The sequence below is a fragment of the Streptomyces sp. NPDC058685 genome, assembly GCF_042714725.1.
Classification (GTDB): Bacteria; Actinomycetota; Actinomycetes; order Streptomycetales; family Streptomycetaceae; genus Streptomyces.
The window spans coordinates 90,171-106,610 of record NZ_JBHXSL010000016.1 but is presented as its reverse complement, the minus strand read 5'-3'; the positions used below and the strand labels follow the sequence as shown (position 1 = coordinate 106,610).

The window sequence follows — 16,440 nt, the reverse complement described above, 5'->3', positions numbered from 1 at the left end:
AGCCTGCCGTGCTCGGGCGCTGAGCCCGCGGGAGAGCGCCGGTGCTCAGGCGTTGAGCCGCGGCAGCACCTCGGTGCCGAACGCCTCGATCGCGCCCAGCGCGTCCTTCTGCGGCATCCCCGGCGGCTGGATGCGCAGCACCACACCGTCCGCGCCCATCTCGCCGTACGCCCCCAGCCGCTGCACGCACTGCTCCACCGAACCGATCACCGAACGGGCCTCGATGTCGTCCCACTGCTGGGCGTAGCGCGCCGCGTCCGCCGAGGTGCGCTTCCAGTCGCCGTACGCGTCGTACAGCTCCCGCAGCGGCGCCTCCAGGGCCCCGCGGGCCTGCTGCGAGGTGGCCGCGGCGAAACCCTCGCGGCAGACGATGACCTCGGAGCCGAGGCTCGCCGCGCCGCGCGGGTACGAGCGGTACTCCGCGATCTTCTCGGGCAGTTCGGAGTCCAGTTCGTTGAAGGACGTCGTCCAGCCGTCGCACATCCGGGCCGTGCGCTCCAGAACCGCCGAGACCCGACCGCCGTTCCAGATCCGCGGCCGCGGCGACTGCACCGGCCGCGGCGAGAGGAACGCCTTGTCGAGCGAGGTCCAGCGCCCTTCGTGGCTGACCTCGTCCTCGGTCCACAGCCGGGTCACCAGCTCCAGGCACTCCTCGAACCGGGAAACCCGCTCGCCCGGCCGGGTCCCGTACAGCGCGAACTCCTCCGGCCGGTAGCCGAGGACGAATCCGGCCGTGAGCCGGCCGCCCGAGAGCACGTCGATGTGCGCCAGCGTCTCGGCGAGCCACACGGGCTGGTACACGGGTGCGATGAGCCCCGCGGTGGCGAGCCCGATCCGTTCGGTGTGCGCGGCGAGATACGCCAGTGAGGTGACGGCCTCGTGGTAACCGGGCCGGTGCAGGTGGCGCTCGCCGAGCACCACCCAGTCGAAACCCGCCTGCTCGGCCAGCCGGACCTGCTCCACCGCATCGGCGAGCCGGGGCCGGTCGGCCTGGTCCGCGTAGAGATTGACGTACAGACCGAGACGCATGGGGCGCTGGGACATTCTGGCTCGCCTTTCCTTTACGGTCCGGGCCGTAAAGGCTAGCGTGTCGGGAACGACCGCAACAGACGGGAGAGACCGCCCATGTCTGCGACCCAGACCCTGGTGAGCGGGCTGCGCGGCACCGTGGTGCCCGCAGTGGCCACACCCATGGACCCCCGGGGAGTCGTGGACTTCGGTGCGCTGCGCGGCTACGCGGAGCGGATCGCGGCCGCGCGCATCGGAGGCGTCGCCGTCTGGGCGCACACCGGCCGCGGTCTGTATCTCTCCGAACCGGATCGCGCGGACGTCCTGCGCATCTGGCGGGAGACGGTCGACGGACCGATCGTGGCAGGCGTGGGGGTGCCACGATCGGTCCGCGCCACCACCCTGCGCGAGGCGTGGGACGCCACCGTCGCCATGGCCGTGCAGGCGGCCGGACTGGGCGCGGACGCGGTCATGGTCTATCCGCTGGCACAGTTCGTCGAACGCCCCGAGGGCGAGCGGGAGGCGGTGCGCCTGCATGAGCGGGTGGCCGAGGCCTGCGGGCTGCCCGTGCTCGGCTTCTTCCTCCACGGCGAGGCCGGGGGCTACCCCTATCCGCCGTCCCTGATCCGCCGGCTGCTGGCCCTGCCGTCGGCCATCGGCGTCAAGCTCGCCACCCTGGACCGCGCGATGGCCTGCCAGGACGCGATCCGCGCGGCCGAGGGCAGCGGAAAGCTCGTCGTGACCGGCGAGGACCGGATGTTCGGCCCGTCCCTGATGTGGGGCGCCGACTCGGCCCTGGTCGGCATCGCCGCGGCGCGTGTGGGTCTGACGAACGCGGTCCTGGACGCGTGGACGGCGGGCGACCACACCGCGTTCGTCCGCGCGTCGGGCCGGCTCGACCGTTTCGCGGAGGCCACGTTCACCGCCCCGATCGAGGGCTATGTGCAGCGGATGCTGTGGGCGGCGGTGTGGGAGGGACTGCTCCCGGAGTCGGCGGCCCATGACCCGTACGGGCCGCGGCTGCCGGAGTCCGAGCGGACGACCGTGGTCAGGTGCCTGGAGTCCCTCTCGGAGGAGAAGGACTGAGGGCTGTCCTCACCGCACCGCACCTCGCCCGTCCAGCCGCACCCGCCCGGCTACCGCGCGGCGGCCACGGCCGGGCGCAGCTCCGGGAAGAGCGTCAGCGCGTTGCGCCACAGCACCATCTCGCGCTCCTCCTCCGAGAAGCCCGCATCCCGGATCACGCCCAGCGACCAGCACGGATCGATCAGCGTCGCGTCCGTGCCGAACAGCATCCGCTCCACCGGCACCCCCGCCTCCCGCGCGTAGGCCACCCGTCCCGCGTCCGCCGCCGTACGGCAGTGCTCCAGATACAGCCGGTCGCAGCCCGCCGCCGCGTGCGCGGCCTCACGCCAGGCGTCCCCGCCCGCATGACCCATGATCACCCGCAGTCCCGGGCGCTCCGCCAGGAGTTCGGGCAGAAGCGTCACCTCGCGGCCCCAGGTGTGCAGCAGCAGCGGTACGCCCGCGTCCGCGACCACGTCGAACGCCTCCGCCATCTCACGGGTCCCCGGCAGCCGCCCCGGGTAGTGGGTGTGGATCTTCGCCCCGACGAACAGCCCGGTGCCCAGGCACCGCTTGAGGTCCGCCGCGCTCTCCTCGATCCGGTTCGGGTTCACCACCGCGTACCCCCGCAGCCGCGGCCGGGTCTCCAGGACCTCCCGCAGCGCCGCGTTCCCGGCGACCGCGTCGAGGACCACCGCCTCCGACGCCGACACCAGCTGGACGTCGATGCCGTAGCGGTCCATCTGGCGCAGGTTGTTGTCCGCGTCGCCGCAGGTCAGATGGAACTGCCAGCGGCCCACATGCGCGTGCACATCGATGATCGGCATCAGACGAGCAACTCCTCGATGTTCTTGGTGGAGATCGCGGCACGGTCGTCGTCGGAGATGTCCGCGTAGCGCAGCCGCAGCGTCAGGGGCGAGATGTCCATGAAGGGCGTGCGCGAGCCGAAGACCAGATGGCGGGAGCCCACCCCGTCGACCACCCGCTCGATCGAGTCGCAGCCGGACAGCAGACGCGTGGTGACCCGGAACCCCGGCTCCTCGCGGGCCATCAGCAGGAAGTCCGCCAGCAGATACGCGTGCAGATCCAGGAAGATCACCTCCGCGCCCCGGTCGGCGAGCGCCGGTCCGAAGCGGCGCGGGTCACCGTCGTGCAGCAGCACCATCCCGCGCTCCAAGGCCAGCTTCACCACCCGCCGGTAGCCCGGGAAGCCGGGCTCGGCCGCCTGCTCGACGGTGAACAGCCGCAGGAACCGCACACCGTCGGCGGCCAGTTCGTCCAGCCGCTCCTCGGCGGTGAGCGCGTCCCGGACGTCGACCGTGCCGACGGGCAGCAGCTCCGGGCAGTCCGCGAGATCGCGCACGGTCTCGGCGTTGCCCGCGCCGTCGTGGAAGAGGGGTCCCCGGGTGGAGAGTGCCAGCGCGCCGGCGACGGGGGAGCGGTCCAGGATCGAGCGCACCTGCGCGAGCCCGAGATCACGCTCGTGCCGCGGCCAGGGCCCGTACAGCACATCCACGTCCCAGCCGATGTGCTCCGCCGGCGTCGGATGCAGCCACTCGTACGTCTGTGTCGCGCTCATCGTGCTCCCACCTCGCACAGGGCCCGCGCGATGCGGTCCACGTCGTCTTCGGTGTACGCCTCGTTCCACGGGAGCACGAGCAGCGTACGGTCGATCAGCTCCTCCGCCCGGGGGCACAGTCCCGGCGGATACCCGGGCAGGGCCGGGTTGGCGTACAGCGGCCGTTCCAGATAGCCGGGCACCGACGGGATGCCCAGATCCTGGAGCCGCTTGCCCCAGCGGGCGTTGTCGTCGACCAGGAGCGGCACCACCCACCAGGCGTGGCCCTCCCGGCGCTCCGGCATCCGGCAGTCCCGCAGGCCCTCGATCGCGGCGGCCAGCTGTCCGGCCCGCCGGCGCCGGCGGGACACCACGTCCGCCACCTTGCCCAGCTGGGCCCGCGCGACCGCGGCGACGAGCTCCGGCATCCGGTAGTTGAGGCCCATCGTGCGGTGGATACGGCCCTCGGTGCGGTCCCAGCCCTTGTCCATGAACAGCCGCATCCCGCGGGCGAGCTCCGGGTCGTCGGTGACGGCCAGTCCGCCGTCGCCCGCGGTGATGTGCTTGAACTGCTGGAGGCTGAAGCAGGCGATGTCGCCGAGCGTGCCGAGCAGCCGGCCCTCCTCGTCCTCGCCGAGCCAGGCCTGCGCGCAGTCCTCGATCAGCACGAGCCCGTGCCGGTCGCAGATCGCGCGCAGCGCGACGATGTCCGCGGCGGCGCCGAAGAGATGGACGGCGATGACCGCCTTGGTGCGCGGGGTGATGGCCGCCTCGACCGCCGCCGGGTCGAGATTGCCGTCCTCGGCCCGTACGTCGGCGAACACCACCCGCGCGCCCTGGGCCATGACGGGAGCCACCGTGCCGAAGTCCGAGATCGGTGTGGTGACGACCTCGTCGCCCGGCCCGGCCCCGGCCGCCGCGACCGCCAGGTGCAGGGCCGCCGTACCCGAACTGCAGGCCACGGCCTCCCGCCGGGAGTACAGGTGCGACATCTCCGCTTCCAGGGAGCGTGCTTCACTTCCGAAGGAACTGCACAGCACCGCGGAGTCGAGGACCCGCAGCACCGCGGCCCGTTCCTCCTCGCCGAAGGTGCGGCCGCGCGGATCGAGATCTGTGGGCAGTGGCATTTCCCGTTCGGGCATCGGGGCACTATCCTCTCCGCAAGTGTGCGGTTATGGCCTGGGCCGAAATTAGGGCCGTGGGTTGGTGGGCGTCAACCTCCGGCTGAATGTGTCGTACCCCCTCCAACCACTCCAGCAGAACGGAGACCGGCCGATGGCTCTCACGGTCGGCGTCATCGGTCCCGAGGACCTGGTCCACAAGGTGGTCGCGGTCGGCGGCGCTTCGGGCGCCGAGCGCCTGGTGCCCCTCGCGTACCGGCACGAGGACGAGACCCTCGACATGGTCACCCGGGCCCAGGCGGAGGCCGACGCCCTGCTGTTCACGGGCGTCGTCCCGCACACCCTCGCCGCGGCGGCCGGCCTGCTGGACCGGCCCGCGATGTACGTCCCGTACAACGGCGCGACCCTGCTGCGCGCCCTGGTGGAGCTGCTCCGCCTCGGCCACGACGTCTCCCGCATCTCCATCGACACCCTGCGCCGCAGCGAGGTCATGGAGACGCTGACCGAGGCCAAACTGCCCACCGAGCATGTGCACGTGCTGCCCCACCGGCCGGGGCTGACCTCGCAGGACCTCGCCGACTTCCATCTGAACGCGCGCGACAGGAAGCAGGCGCGGGTCGCCATCACCTGCCTCGGTTCGGCGTACCACCTCCTCGAACACGAGATGCACGCCGTCCGGCTCGCGCCCTCGCGCCATTCCATACGCTCCACGCTCCAGGCGCTGGTCCTCGCCACCGCCGGAGCGCACAGCGGCGACGCCCAGATCGCCCTCGGCATCATCGATCTGCCCGCGGACGACCGGGAACTCGCCGCCGACCTGCGGGTGCTCGGCGGAAGTCTCGCCGGGCTGCCGGACGGCGCACGGCTGGTCGTCACCACCCGCGGGGTCCTGGAAGAGGTGAGCGAGGAGTTCACCCGCCTCCCCTTCCTCGCCGACCTCGCCGCACGTCACGGCACCGCCCACGTCGGATTCGGTCTCGGGCGCACCGCCGCGGAGGCGGAATCGCTGGCCAGACGGGCCGTCAACCGGGCCCGCTCGGTGGGCGCGGTCGCCGGAGTCGTCTCCATGACCGACGATGTCGACATCGTCATCGACGCGGAACGCACCCCGCCCGTGAGCCCCGCGACGGGTCCGGAGAGCACGGCCACACTGGCCCGCCGCGTCGGACTCAACCCGAGGACGCTGGACCGGCTGCGGGAACTGGCCGCCGAGGAAGAGGAGGACGGCATCACCGCGCACCGCGTCGCCGAACACCTCTCCGTCCAGCAACGCACCGCCCGCCGCATCCTCAAGCGACTCGAACGCGCGGGGGTGGCGGTCCCCACCGGCAGCCGGCAACTGGGTCAGACCGGCCGCCCTCCGATCGTCTACCGCGTACGCCTCTGAGCCCGCGCTTACGGCCCGGGCCGTAAACCGAAGGAGCCGTGCTTGAAGATCGCCTCGGTCCACACGCGCGTCGTCAGGGCCCCCTACCGACGCCCCTTCGTCATCAGCAGCGGCACCAGCCCCGAACTCGTCAGCCTCGTCGTCGAGGTGCGCACGGCCGACGGTCTCTCCGGCTTCGGCGAGGCCTCCCCGATGACCGCCTACACCGGCGAGACCCTCGCCGGACTCGAAGCCGCCCTCACCGACCACGCGGCGCCCGCGCTCATCGGCCGTGATCCCCGCGATCTGGCCGGGGCTCACCAGGCCATGGACAGCGCGATCCGCGGCCAGCACCTCGCCAAGGCCGCGCTGGACATCGCCCTGCACGACCTCTCCGCCCGCGCCGCCGATCGGCCGGTCCATCTGCTGCTCGGCGGCTGCGTACGGCCGCGCGTGCCCACCACCTGGGTGGTCGGGCTCGGCACCGTCGACGAGATGGTGAAGGAGGCGGCGGAGTACGCGGCCAGAGGCTTCACCCACATCAAGGTCAAGGGCGGTGAGGACCCGGACCTCGACGTCCAGCTGGTGCGTCTCGTACGCGAGGTGCTGCCGGACACGGCCGAGCTCTGCCTCGACGCGAACGAGGGCTACGACCCCGGCACCGCGGGCCGTACCGTCGCCCGCATGGCCGACGCCGGACTCGATCTGGTCGAACAGCCGCTGCCGCGCTGGGACCTGACGGGCATGGCGGGACTGAGGAGCAGCGGCGGGGTACGGGTGATGGCCGACGAGAGCATGCAGTCGCTGCACGACGCGATGGAGATCGTGCGGCGGGGCGCGGCCGACGTCCTGAACATCAAGATCCTCAAGGTGGGCGGTCTGCACCGGGCCCGGCAGATCGCGGCGCTCGCGGAGGCGGCGGGGCTGTCGGTGAAGCTCGGCACGATGCCGGAGCTGGGTGTGGCGACCCTGGCGGCGGCGCATCTGGCGGCGTCGCTGCCGCACGCGACGGTCCCGGCGGATCTGGTGGGACCGCTCCTGGTCTCGGAGGAGCCGCTGGCTCCGACGGCGTTCGCCCACACCGCGGACCAGGGCTGGCTGGCGATCCCCACGACGCCCGGTCTGGGGCACGACCTGTAGGGACGTCGGGCAGGTGCATACCCAGGGCGGGGTGTTCCGGGCCGCCCGGCCGGCTACAGCAGGCGCGTCGCGTCGTCCATCACCGGGACGACCCGGCGCGCCAGTATCCCCACCGGCCCCTCCGCCCGCTCCAGACCCAGCAGCGCCGTCACCGCTCCCGCGGTCTCCGTGTCCGTCGCCGCCGTTGCCGTCAGCAGCGCGATCAGGTGGTCGATCAGCCAGTCACGCAGCTCCTGGGCCGCGGGCTGCTTCCCCTCGTCCAGCCAGATCAGCGAGGCCGCCTCGACCGCGGCGATCCATGTGCGCACCATCATCCGCAGCCGCGCGCCCGGCCGGTGCACGCCGAGATGGACGAGGATCTGCTCGGCGGCCGCCCGCCGCACCTCGTCCACGATCGCCGTCGTACGCGAGGTCTCGGCCACGCTCCCGCCGCGCAGCAGCGCGCTGAACCCCGCGTCGTGCTCGTCGACGAACGCCAGATAGCGGTCCAGCACCCGCGAGAGCCGCTCCGTCGGCGGCCCGGACGGCGGTTCGGTGAAGCACAGCTCCAGTTCGTCGGCCGCCGAGCGCAGGGCCGCCTCGTACAACTGCGGTTTCCCTCCCGGGAAGTAGCGGTAGACGAGGGGCCGGGACACCCCGGCCGCCTCGGCCACGTCGTCGAGCGAGATCTCGCCCGGCGGCTGGTGCGCGAAGAGGGTGAGGGCCGCCGCCAGGAGCTGCCTGCGGCGTTCCTCGACGCTGAGCCGTCGGTACGCACGGGTCGCCGGAGCGGGACTGGTCATGCTCGCAGCGTAACCGCACGGCTCCGGCAGCAGGCGGCGAGCGGGGAAGCCCGACAGGGGCCCGGCCGCCTCTCCCGCCGGGCGGCCGTCGACTACGCCAGCAGGCCCGAGCTCTTCCACAGCCTCCTCCCGGGGCCCCTCAGCACGCCGATGTCGTCCAGGAAGTCCGTGAGCCGCTTGGCTCCCGACTGCATCACCTCGCGACGGTGGCCGCTCGCCTTCACCTGCGCCACGGCCGCACGGCGGTCCAGTCCGACGTTCGTGTAGACCTGCGGATTGATGAAGCAGACGGAGAACACCTTGGCCGCCTCGCCGCAGCTGAGCCGGGTGAACTCCTGCTCCCAGCGCGGCGCGGTCACCATCTGTCGCCGCAACTCCTCGCGGGCGTACCGGACATGGCGGGCCTCTTCCACCACATGGATACGGGTGACACCGCGCACCAGGGTCTGGACCCGCTCGTCCGGGAACGTCAGCCGCTGCATCCAGTCGAGGATCTCCTCGCCGAGCAGGGTCGCCGCGAACGAACCGGGCGTCGTCGACACGGTCTTCAGGACGCGGGCGAGATTGTGGTAGACCCGCGGCACCGGGTAGGCGGGTGCTCCGCCCTTCTGGATCATCCGGGCGAACATCATCGAGTGCCGGCACTCGTCCGCGATCTCGGTGAGCGCGTACCGCACATGGTTGCTGGTCACGGACTTGTCGTAGATGTGCCGCACCAGCAGCTGCATCAGGATGATCTCGAACCAGATGCCCAGCGAGGCCAGCGAGGCCGCCTCGTGCCTGGCCAGGTCCATCCGCTGTTCCTCGGACATCTTCCGCCACAGCGGGGTGTCGTACAGCGACACCAGCTCCGGTGGCCAGAACCACTTGTCGTCCTCGACGGGGGAGTCCCAGTCGAGCTCCTTGTCGGGGTCGAAAGAGTGCTTGGCGGAGGACTCGAGCAGGCGCTCGGCGACCTGTTCACGGTCCCTCAGAGGGCCGAGTGCATCGCGCAGCAGCCGCAAGTCGCGTTCGGTCACGGTCGTCATGGCAGTTATGAGACTCCTTGTCAGTAAGCTCGTCAATCCCTTGCGCACGACTTGTTGACTCTTCGTCTACCAACGTGTGAGCCTGCCAAGTGGCCTTCGGTATACGGGATATGAGGCGAAGGAGTCGCCGGTGTCGACGTACGACCGCTACACGAACGCCCCTGAAAGCCTCCAATGGCAGGTCCCGGCCTCGGGCGCGGCCCGCTTCAGCTGGGAGTACGACGACGGCCGCGACCGTCTTCTGGCCCTGTACCAGAAGGGCAAGGACAAGCAGTGGGACGGCGCCAAGCGCATCGACTGGGACCTCGAGGTCGATCCGTACGACCCGCTCGGCACCCCCGACGAGGCGCTCACCCTCTACGGTTCGCGCCACTGGGCGAAGCTCACCGAGAAGGACAAGGGCGAGCTGCGGAAGCACTACACCGCGTGGCAGTTCAGCCAGTTCCTGCACGGCGAGCAGGGCGCGATGGTGTGCGCCGCGCGCATCGTCGAGTCGGTGCCCGATCTGGACGCCAAGTTCTACTCGGCCACCCAGACCATGGACGAGGCCCGGCACGCGGAGATCTACGGGCGCTTCCTGCACGAGAAGGTCGGGATGCTCTACCCGATCAACGACAACCTCCAGGGGCTGCTCGGCGACACCCTGCGCGACTCGCGCTGGGACATGCCCTACCTCGGCATGCAGGTCCTCATCGAAGGGCTCGCCCTCGCCGCGTTCGGCCTGCTCCGTGACACCACCGACAAGCCGCTGCCCAAACAGATCCTGGCGTACGTCATGCAGGACGAGGCGCGGCATGTGGCGTTCGGGCGGATGGCGCTGCGCGACTACTACAAGCAGCTCAGCGACGCGGAACTGCGCGAGCGCGAGGAGTTCGTGATCGAGGGCTGCTATCTGATGCGCAACCGCCTCAGCGGTGTCGAGGTCCTGGAGAACTTCGGCATCCCGCGCCAGGAGGCCGCCGAGCTGTCCGAACAGTCGGAGTTCCTCCAGCTGTTCCGCAAGCTGCTGTTCAGCAGGATCGTGCCGTGCGTGAAGGACATCGGGCTGTGGGGCGAGCGGCTGCAGAAGGCGTACCTGGACATGGGCGTCTTCGACATGGGTGACGCCAATCTCGACCTGCTGATGACCCAGGACGAGGAGATCGCGGAACAACTGGACCGCGAACGGTTCGCCGTAGAGGAGCGGGCCAGGGTGGCGGAGGTCGAGGAGGCGATCGCGGAGGGCGGAGCCGCCAGTCCTTGATCGTGCTGTTCCGGGAGGCACCGGGCCGTCGGCCGGTGTTCCGGGCGGGCGTACGCTTCCCGCGCGGATGACCTGCCGGTTGAACCGGGACCGCCGGCCGGCCGTACTCATAGCCGGCGGCCTGACCTCCCGAGCCCGGTCCGCCGTGCCACCACCGCGCTTCGCACGGAAGGACCTTCGGGTGTCGCTCTTCACGCGCTCTCGTCAGCTGCTGCACAAGGACGCGGCGACCACCGAGGAGGACCCGACGCCGACGGCGGGTGACGCGGGCCCGGATGCCCCGGCCGACGCCGAAACGGAGGGCACCGCGGCAGCCGACGCCGAAGGGGAAGGCACCGCGGCAGCCGACGCCGACACCGAAACGGAAGGCGCCGCCGCAGCCGACCCCGAGCCTGCCGCCGACCCGGACGCCGACCCCGAATCGGTCCCGGCCGGCGGGCGGAGGCATCCGGGCGTCCTGCGCGCCCGCTCGTCGACGACGACCGTGCTCGCCGCCCTGCTGGTGTTCGCCGCGCTCGTCGTCCCCAACGAGCTCACGCGCGTGACACCCGCCTCCTTCACCCGCATACCCGTCGAGGCGATCTTCGGTGCCGCCCTGCTGCTGGTCCTGCCGACGCGGGCGCGACGGGTGACGGCGGTCGTCGCCGGGGTGTGCCTCGGTCTCGTGACCATCCTGAACCTGCTGGACATGGGGTTCTACTCGGTGCTCGACCGGCCGTTCGATCTCGTCCTGGACTGGATCCTGTTCGACGACGCGAAGGCGTTCCTCCAGGACTCGGTCGGCACGGCCGGTGCGATCGGGGCCGTCGTCGTGGTCATCGCCCTGGTCATCGCCGTGCTCGTCCTCATCACGCTGGCGGTCGTCCGGCTGACCCGGCTCGTCGCCGAGCACAGCGCGGTGGCCACCCGTTCCGTCCTGGTGGCCGGGACCGTCTGGGTCGCCTGCATGGCGCTCGGGATACAGAACGTCGGCGTCCCCGTCGCCTCCCTGGCCACGGCCGACCTCGCCAAGCACCGTCTGTACACGGTGCGCGCGGGCATCGAGGACGAGCGGGCGTTCGCCAAGGAGGCGGCCGTCGACAGGTTCGCCGACACCCCCGCGGACCAGCTGCTGACCGGACTGCGCGGCAAGGACGTCATCTTCGCGTTCATCGAGAGCTACGGCCGCAGCGCCATCGAGGACCCGGCGATGGCGCCGCAGATGAACGACACCCTCGCCGAGGGCACCGACCGGCTGAAGGCGGCCGGGTTCTCCGCACGGAGCGGCTTCCTCACCTCGCCCACGTTCGGCGGCGGCAGCTGGCTGGCGCACTCCACCTTCATGTCGGGCCTGTGGGTCAAGAACCAGCAGCGGTACCGCAGTGTCACCTCCAGCGACCACCTCTCGCTGACCGGCGCCTTCCAGCGCTCCGACGCCTGGCGGACGGTCGGCATCATGCCGGGCGTCACGCGCTCGTGGCCGGAGGGGAAGTTCTACGGCCTCGACACCGTCTACGACTCCCGCGAGCTCGGCTACGAGGGCCCGAAGTTCAGCTGGGCGCCCGTTCCCGACCAGTACAGCCTGTCGGCCTTCGAGCGCCTGGAGAACAGCAAGCCGGGCCGCAAGCCGCTGATGAGCGAGATCATCCTCGTCTCCAGCCACAACCCCTGGGCACCCATCCCCAAGTCGATCGGGTGGGACGACGTCGGTGACGGCTCGGTCTACAAGTCCATCAGCAAGGAGGGGAAGGACCCGAAGGAGGTCTGGAAGGACCCCGACCAGGTGCGCACCGAGTACCGGAGGGCCATCCAGTACTCGGTGAACAGCCTTGTCTCGTACGTGGCGAGGTACGGAGACAAGGACACCGTGCTGGTGTTCCTCGGCGACCACCAGCCCGCGAAGGTCGTCACCGGTGAGAACGCCGGCCGGGACGTGCCGATCTCGATCGTCGCCCACGACCCCGCGGTTCTCGACAAGATCGCCGGCTGGGGCTGGCACGAGGGTCTCAAGCCGTCACCGGACGCACCGGTCTGGCCGATGGACACGTTCCGCGACCGCTTCCTGACGGCGTACGGCCCGCAGCCCGCCGCTCCGGCGACGCCACCGGCACGCTAACGCGGCGGCTCGGCACGAGCCGGGCTGTACGCCGGGTTCAGTGGCCCGGGTTCGCCGCGCCCGCGCCCGGCGTCCGCGTCGGCCGGCGTACGGCCGCCGGCCGTTCCTCCGCCGCCACCGCCATCTCGACCAGCGCCACGTCCGCCCCGCGCGCCGCGACCAGTTGGAGGCCCACCGGGCAGCCGTCGTCCGTGAAGCCCGCCGGGACGCTGGCCGCCGGATGGCCGCTGAGGTTGAACGCCCAGGTCAGCCCCGTGGAGTAGGTGTCGCCCGGGCCGTCGTGGCCATGGGGGCGGTTCGGGGTCGCCGGGGTCAGCAGCACGTCGGTCCGGGCGAACAGGGCGTCCAGGCGGCGGTCGTTCTCCGCGCGGACCGCCGCACCGGCGGCCGGGCGGCCGCCCCGGATCGCCTGCCAGGCATTCCCTGGGTCGAGCAGTTCGAAGGGGCTCCGGTCCAGGCGTACCACTCCGCTTGTCTCCAGCAGCTCGGCCGCCGCCCGTGCCACCGACTCCACCTCCGCCTCGGTCCGCGCGAATCCCAGGTCCGGTGACCAGCGCGCCCGCAGCGGCAGGACCGGGCGCACCTCCTCGTAGGTGTCGAGCACCGCCCGCAGACAGGTCCGCGCGTCCGCGGCCGTGGGGGTGAGCACACCGGCCGAGGCGAGACCGGTGCGGTCGGGCGACGGCAGCAGGCCGTTCGTCGTCTTCAGCCCGAACACCCCGCACCAGGCTGCCGGGATGCGTACCGACCCCGCGCCGTCGCTGCCCGTGGCGAGAGCGGCCATGCCCGTCGCGACCGCCACCGCCGCGCCCGCCGAGGAGCCACCGGGCGTGCGGTCCGCACGGTACGGGTTGAGCGTCCGGCCGTGCCGGCCGAGGCCCCAGGTCTGCCAGTACGTGCCCGGCCCCGGCACCGCCGTCGACCCGACCGGCACGGCGCCCGCCGAGATCAGCCGCCGGGCCGCGTACGCGCGGATGCCGGCCGGCCCCTTCACCGCGAACGGAACCCCCGCCAGCGGCCCCGCCGGATCGGGCTCCCGGCTCAGCGCCCGCTCCGGCCACACGTCGAGGAAGGCGCAGACCTGCGGGTCCAGCCGTTCGATCCGCTCCAGAGCCCGGGCCACCGTCATCGGTTCAGTCTCGCAGGGCCGCCTCCATGACGGCGCGCGCGATGGGAGCCGCGCTGCCGCCGCCGCTGATGGCCCCGCGTACCCCCGTGGCGTCCTCGACGACCACGGCGACCGCGACCGCCGGCCCGGTGGCGCCGCGCTCCTGCGCCCAGGAGATGAACCAGGCGTACGGCGTACCCGAGTTGCCCAGTCCGTGCTGGGCCGTGCCCGTCTTGCCGCCGACCTTCGCCCCCTTGATCGCGGCCTTCCCACCGGTGCCGTCCTCCACCACCCGCACCATCAGCCGCTGCAACTCGCGTGCCGTGGAGGGGGACATCGCCTGGTGGTACGAACGCTGGTCGGTCTGCGAGAGCGTCCGGCCGCCGGGGGTCGTCACCCGCTCCACCAGATGGGGCTGCTTGAGGTCCCCTCCGTTGGCGACGGCCGCCGAGACCATCGCCATCTGGAGCGGTGTCGCGGTGGTGTTGAACTGCCCGATCGACGACAGCGCCAGCTGGTCCACCGTCATCCGGGTGTCGAAGTTCGAGGGGGCCACCCCGGAGGGGATGCGCAGTTTGCGGTCGTTGAAGCCGAACCTGGAGACCGTGTCCAGCATGCCGGCCAGGCCGATCTTCACGCCGATGTCCGCCATCACCGAGTTGCACGACCACTGGATCGCGTAGGCGAGCGAGGCGTTTGCGCAGTCCTTCGTCGCGTTGGGCAGCGTGGTGCGGGTGCCCGGCAGGATGTACGGGTCGGGCGTACCGGTCGGCGCGTCGACATCGGCGACCACCCCCGCGTCCAGCGCCGCCGCCGCGGTCACGATCTTGAACGCGGAGCCGGGCGGATACGTCTGCCGGATCGCCCGGTTCAGCATCGGCTGTGTGTACTCCGCGTTGAGCCGTGCCCACGCGTACGTCGTCGACATGCCCGTGCCCGAGAGCTCGCCGGGGTCGTACGACGGGCTGCTGACGAGCGCGAGAATCCTGCCGGTCGACGGTTCGAGCGCGGCGACGGCGCCCCGCTTGCCGCCGAGGCCCCGGTACGCGGCCTCCTGCATCGAGGGCTTGATGGTGGTGACGACATTGCCGCCGGACCGCCGGTTGCCGCTCACGTCGTTCCAGAACGGGAACGCGGTGAGCAGCGGATCCGATCCGGAGAGCACCTTGTCCTCCGCGTTCTCCAGGAGAGTGGTGCCGTATGTCTGTGAGGAGAAGCCGGTCACCGGCGCGTACAGCGGACCCTGGGGGTAGGTGCGTTCGAAGCGGAGCTGCTGGCCGGTGTCCTCGTTGCCGGTGACGGGTCTGCCGCCGACCAGGATGTCGCCGCGCGGCCCGTCGTAACGGCCGATCGCCGTCCGGCGGTTCGCCGGGTTGTCGTCCAGCGAGCCGGACGCGACGACCTGCACCCGTGCGGCGTTGATCAGCAGGGCGATCAGCAGCAGGAAACAGAGGCCGGCTGCGCGGCGGATGTAGCGGATCACCTGTCCTCCTTCAGGGCCGGGACGAGGACGTCGTTGTCGGCCGGTTCCGGGCTCGGCCTGCGGGCCGAGTCGCTGACCCGGATCAGCAGCGCCACGATGATCCAGTTGGTGACGACGGACGAACCGCCCTGCGCCAGGAAGGGCATCGCCATACCGGTGAGCGGGATCAGCCCCATCACACCGCCCGCGATGACGAAGACCTGGAGGGCGATGATCGAGGCGAGCCCCACCGCCAGCAGCCGTCCGAACGGGTCGCGCAGACAGAGCCCGGCCAGGAAGCCGCGCGCCACCATCAGCGCGTAGAGCATCAGGATGCCGGTGAGGCCGACCAGTCCGAGTTCCTCGCCCGCGGTGGCGAGGATGAAGTCGGACTTGGTTGCGAACCCGATCAGCGTGGAGTGGCCGAGGCCGAGGCCGGTGCCGAGCATCCCGCCCGCGGCGAAGGCGAACAGCGACTGGGCGACCTGGCTGGGTCCTTGGCCGGCCTCGATGGTCGCGAAGGGGTCGAGCCAGTCCTGCACCCGGCCGTGCACATGGGGTTCGAGCAGACCGACCGCGACCGCCCCGGCCGCCGCGAGCGTCAGCCCCACCGCGATCCAGCCGGTCCGGCCCGTGGCCACGTACAGCATGATCACGAAGAGCCCGAAGAAGAGCAGCGAGGTGCCGAGGTCACGCTCCAGCACGAGCACGGCGACGCTGATCAGCCAGATCGCGACGACGGGACCGAGTACCCGGCCGGTGGGGAGCTGCATCCGCCAGATACGGCGTCCGGTGCTGGCGAGCGTGGTGTGGTTGGCGGCGAGGTAGGCCGCGAAGAAGACGGCGAGCAGGATCTTCGCGAACTCGCCCGGCTGGAAGGACAGTCCGCCGATACGGATCCAGATCCGGGCGCCGTTCACCGAGGGGAAGAAGATCGGCACCAGCATCAGGGCGAGCGCGGCGGCGACCGAGACATAGGCGTAGCGCTGGAGGAGCCGGTGGTCGCGCAGCATGAGGACCACGGTGATGAAGAGGGCGACTCCGAGCGTGGACCAGATCAGCTGGACGGGCGCGGCGATGTCGTGCGGGGTCTCCTGGTCGAGCCGGTAGATGAGCACCAGGCCCAGACCGTTGAGGAGGACCGCGATGGGCAGCAGCAGCGGGTCGGCGCACGGGGCGCGGAACCGCACGGCGAGGTGGGCGAGCAGCGCGAGGACGCCGAGGCCTGCGCCGTAGCGCAGTACGTCGTGCGGTACGGCGTTGTGGCGGGCGAGACCCACCGCCGCGTAGCCGAAGACGCTGATGAGGACGGCGCCCACCAGGAGCGAGAGCTCGACGCCCCGCCGCCGGGGAAGACGCGGGGCGGGCGGGGGAGCCTCCGCCGTCGTTGCGGTCATGCCACGCAACGTAGCAAGACGCAAGTCTTATGTCCCTTTATGTCAATAGTGTGCCGATGAGGAGTCG

General features: G+C 71.4%; 14 protein-coding genes. 5 read left to right on the top strand and 9 right to left on the bottom strand.

Annotated elements, in window-relative coordinates; all coding sequences use genetic code 11:
• Nucleotides 1-45: 45 nt before the first annotated feature.
• Complete coding sequence (locus ACFWU3_RS16380) at nt 46-1,044, bottom strand: LLM class flavin-dependent oxidoreductase (RefSeq protein WP_340475352.1); 999 nt, start codon at nt 1,042-1,044, stop codon at nt 46-48.
• Nucleotides 1,045-1,125: 81 nt separating this feature from the next.
• On the opposite strand from ACFWU3_RS16380, the gene ACFWU3_RS16375 reads away from it, so the two are divergent.
• A complete protein-coding gene (locus ACFWU3_RS16375) occupies nt 1,126-2,094 on the top strand; it encodes a dihydrodipicolinate synthase family protein (RefSeq protein ID WP_384437127.1) in 969 nt (322 codons plus the stop codon).
• 50 nt (nt 2,095-2,144) lie between these two features.
• Here the strand turns inward: ACFWU3_RS16375 and ACFWU3_RS16370 are convergent, their stop codons facing one another.
• From ACFWU3_RS16370 to ACFWU3_RS16360, 3 genes are read right to left on the bottom strand one after another with little or no spacing between them, the layout of a single operon-like run.
• Nucleotides 2,145-2,900, bottom strand: coding sequence for an amidohydrolase family protein (locus ACFWU3_RS16370; RefSeq protein WP_384437124.1), 756 nt, complete (start codon nt 2,898-2,900; stop codon nt 2,145-2,147).
• Entirely contained in the window at nt 2,900-3,652 is a 753-nt protein-coding gene (locus ACFWU3_RS16365) for a hypothetical protein (RefSeq protein ID WP_384437121.1), read from the bottom strand. Before ACFWU3_RS16365 ends, ACFWU3_RS16370 begins: the two co-directional genes overlap by 1 nt.
• Nucleotides 3,649-4,773 carry a DegT/DnrJ/EryC1/StrS family aminotransferase gene (locus ACFWU3_RS16360; RefSeq protein ID WP_384437118.1) on the bottom strand — a complete coding sequence of 375 codons (1,125 nt, stop codon included), beginning with the start codon at nt 4,771-4,773 and terminating at the stop codon, nt 3,649-3,651. Before ACFWU3_RS16360 ends, ACFWU3_RS16365 begins: the two co-directional genes overlap by 4 nt.
• A gap of 133 nt (nt 4,774-4,906) precedes the next feature.
• Here ACFWU3_RS16360 and ACFWU3_RS16355 point away from each other — a divergent pair, with 133 nt between their 5' ends.
• Nucleotides 4,907-6,139, top strand: a complete 1,233-nt coding sequence (locus ACFWU3_RS16355; RefSeq protein ID WP_384437115.1) for a hypothetical protein — start codon at nt 4,907-4,909, stop codon at nt 6,137-6,139.
• Nucleotides 6,140-6,181: 42 nt separating this feature from the next.
• On the top strand, nt 6,182-7,258 hold the full coding sequence (locus tag ACFWU3_RS16350) for a mandelate racemase/muconate lactonizing enzyme family protein (RefSeq protein WP_384437112.1): 1,077 nt from the start codon (nt 6,182-6,184) through the stop codon (nt 7,256-7,258).
• Nucleotides 7,259-7,311: 53 nt separating this feature from the next.
• Here ACFWU3_RS16350 and ACFWU3_RS16345 read toward each other — a convergent pair whose 3' ends face one another.
• Together ACFWU3_RS16345 and ACFWU3_RS16340 are read right to left on the bottom strand one after the other, a co-directional pair.
• Nucleotides 7,312-8,040 (bottom strand): TetR/AcrR family transcriptional regulator, encoded by a 729-nt coding sequence (locus ACFWU3_RS16345; protein WP_384437109.1) that lies wholly within the window; start codon nt 8,038-8,040, stop codon nt 7,312-7,314.
• 92 nt (nt 8,041-8,132) lie between these two features.
• Entirely contained in the window at nt 8,133-9,068 is a 936-nt protein-coding gene (locus ACFWU3_RS16340) for a diiron oxygenase (RefSeq protein ID WP_384437106.1), read from the bottom strand.
• 130 nt (nt 9,069-9,198) lie between these two features.
• Between ACFWU3_RS16340 and ACFWU3_RS16335 the strand changes: the two genes are divergently transcribed.
• Nucleotides 9,199-10,311, top strand: coding sequence for a ferritin-like domain-containing protein (locus ACFWU3_RS16335; RefSeq protein ID WP_384437103.1), 1,113 nt, complete (start codon nt 9,199-9,201; stop codon nt 10,309-10,311).
• 181 nt (nt 10,312-10,492) lie between these two features.
• Nucleotides 10,493-12,406, top strand: coding sequence for a sulfatase (locus ACFWU3_RS16330; RefSeq protein WP_384437100.1), 1,914 nt, complete (start codon nt 10,493-10,495; stop codon nt 12,404-12,406).
• Between the two features lie 37 nt (nt 12,407-12,443).
• Here the strand turns inward: ACFWU3_RS16330 and ACFWU3_RS16325 are convergent, their stop codons facing one another.
• The 3 genes from ACFWU3_RS16325 to ACFWU3_RS16315 are packed head-to-tail and all read right to left on the bottom strand — an operon-like array spanning nt 12,444 to nt 16,373.
• Nucleotides 12,444-13,535: an amidase family protein gene (locus ACFWU3_RS16325; RefSeq protein ID WP_384437097.1), complete on the bottom strand. Its 1,092-nt coding sequence runs from the start codon at nt 13,533-13,535 to the stop codon at nt 12,444-12,446.
• A gap of 4 nt (nt 13,536-13,539) precedes the next feature.
• Entirely contained in the window at nt 13,540-14,997 is a 1,458-nt protein-coding gene (locus tag ACFWU3_RS16320) for a penicillin-binding transpeptidase domain-containing protein (RefSeq protein WP_384437094.1), read from the bottom strand.
• Nucleotides 14,994-16,373, bottom strand: coding sequence for an FtsW/RodA/SpoVE family cell cycle protein (locus tag ACFWU3_RS16315; RefSeq protein WP_384437091.1), 1,380 nt, complete (start codon nt 16,371-16,373; stop codon nt 14,994-14,996). Before ACFWU3_RS16315 ends, ACFWU3_RS16320 begins: the two co-directional genes overlap by 4 nt.
• Nucleotides 16,374-16,440 lie beyond the last annotated feature (67 nt).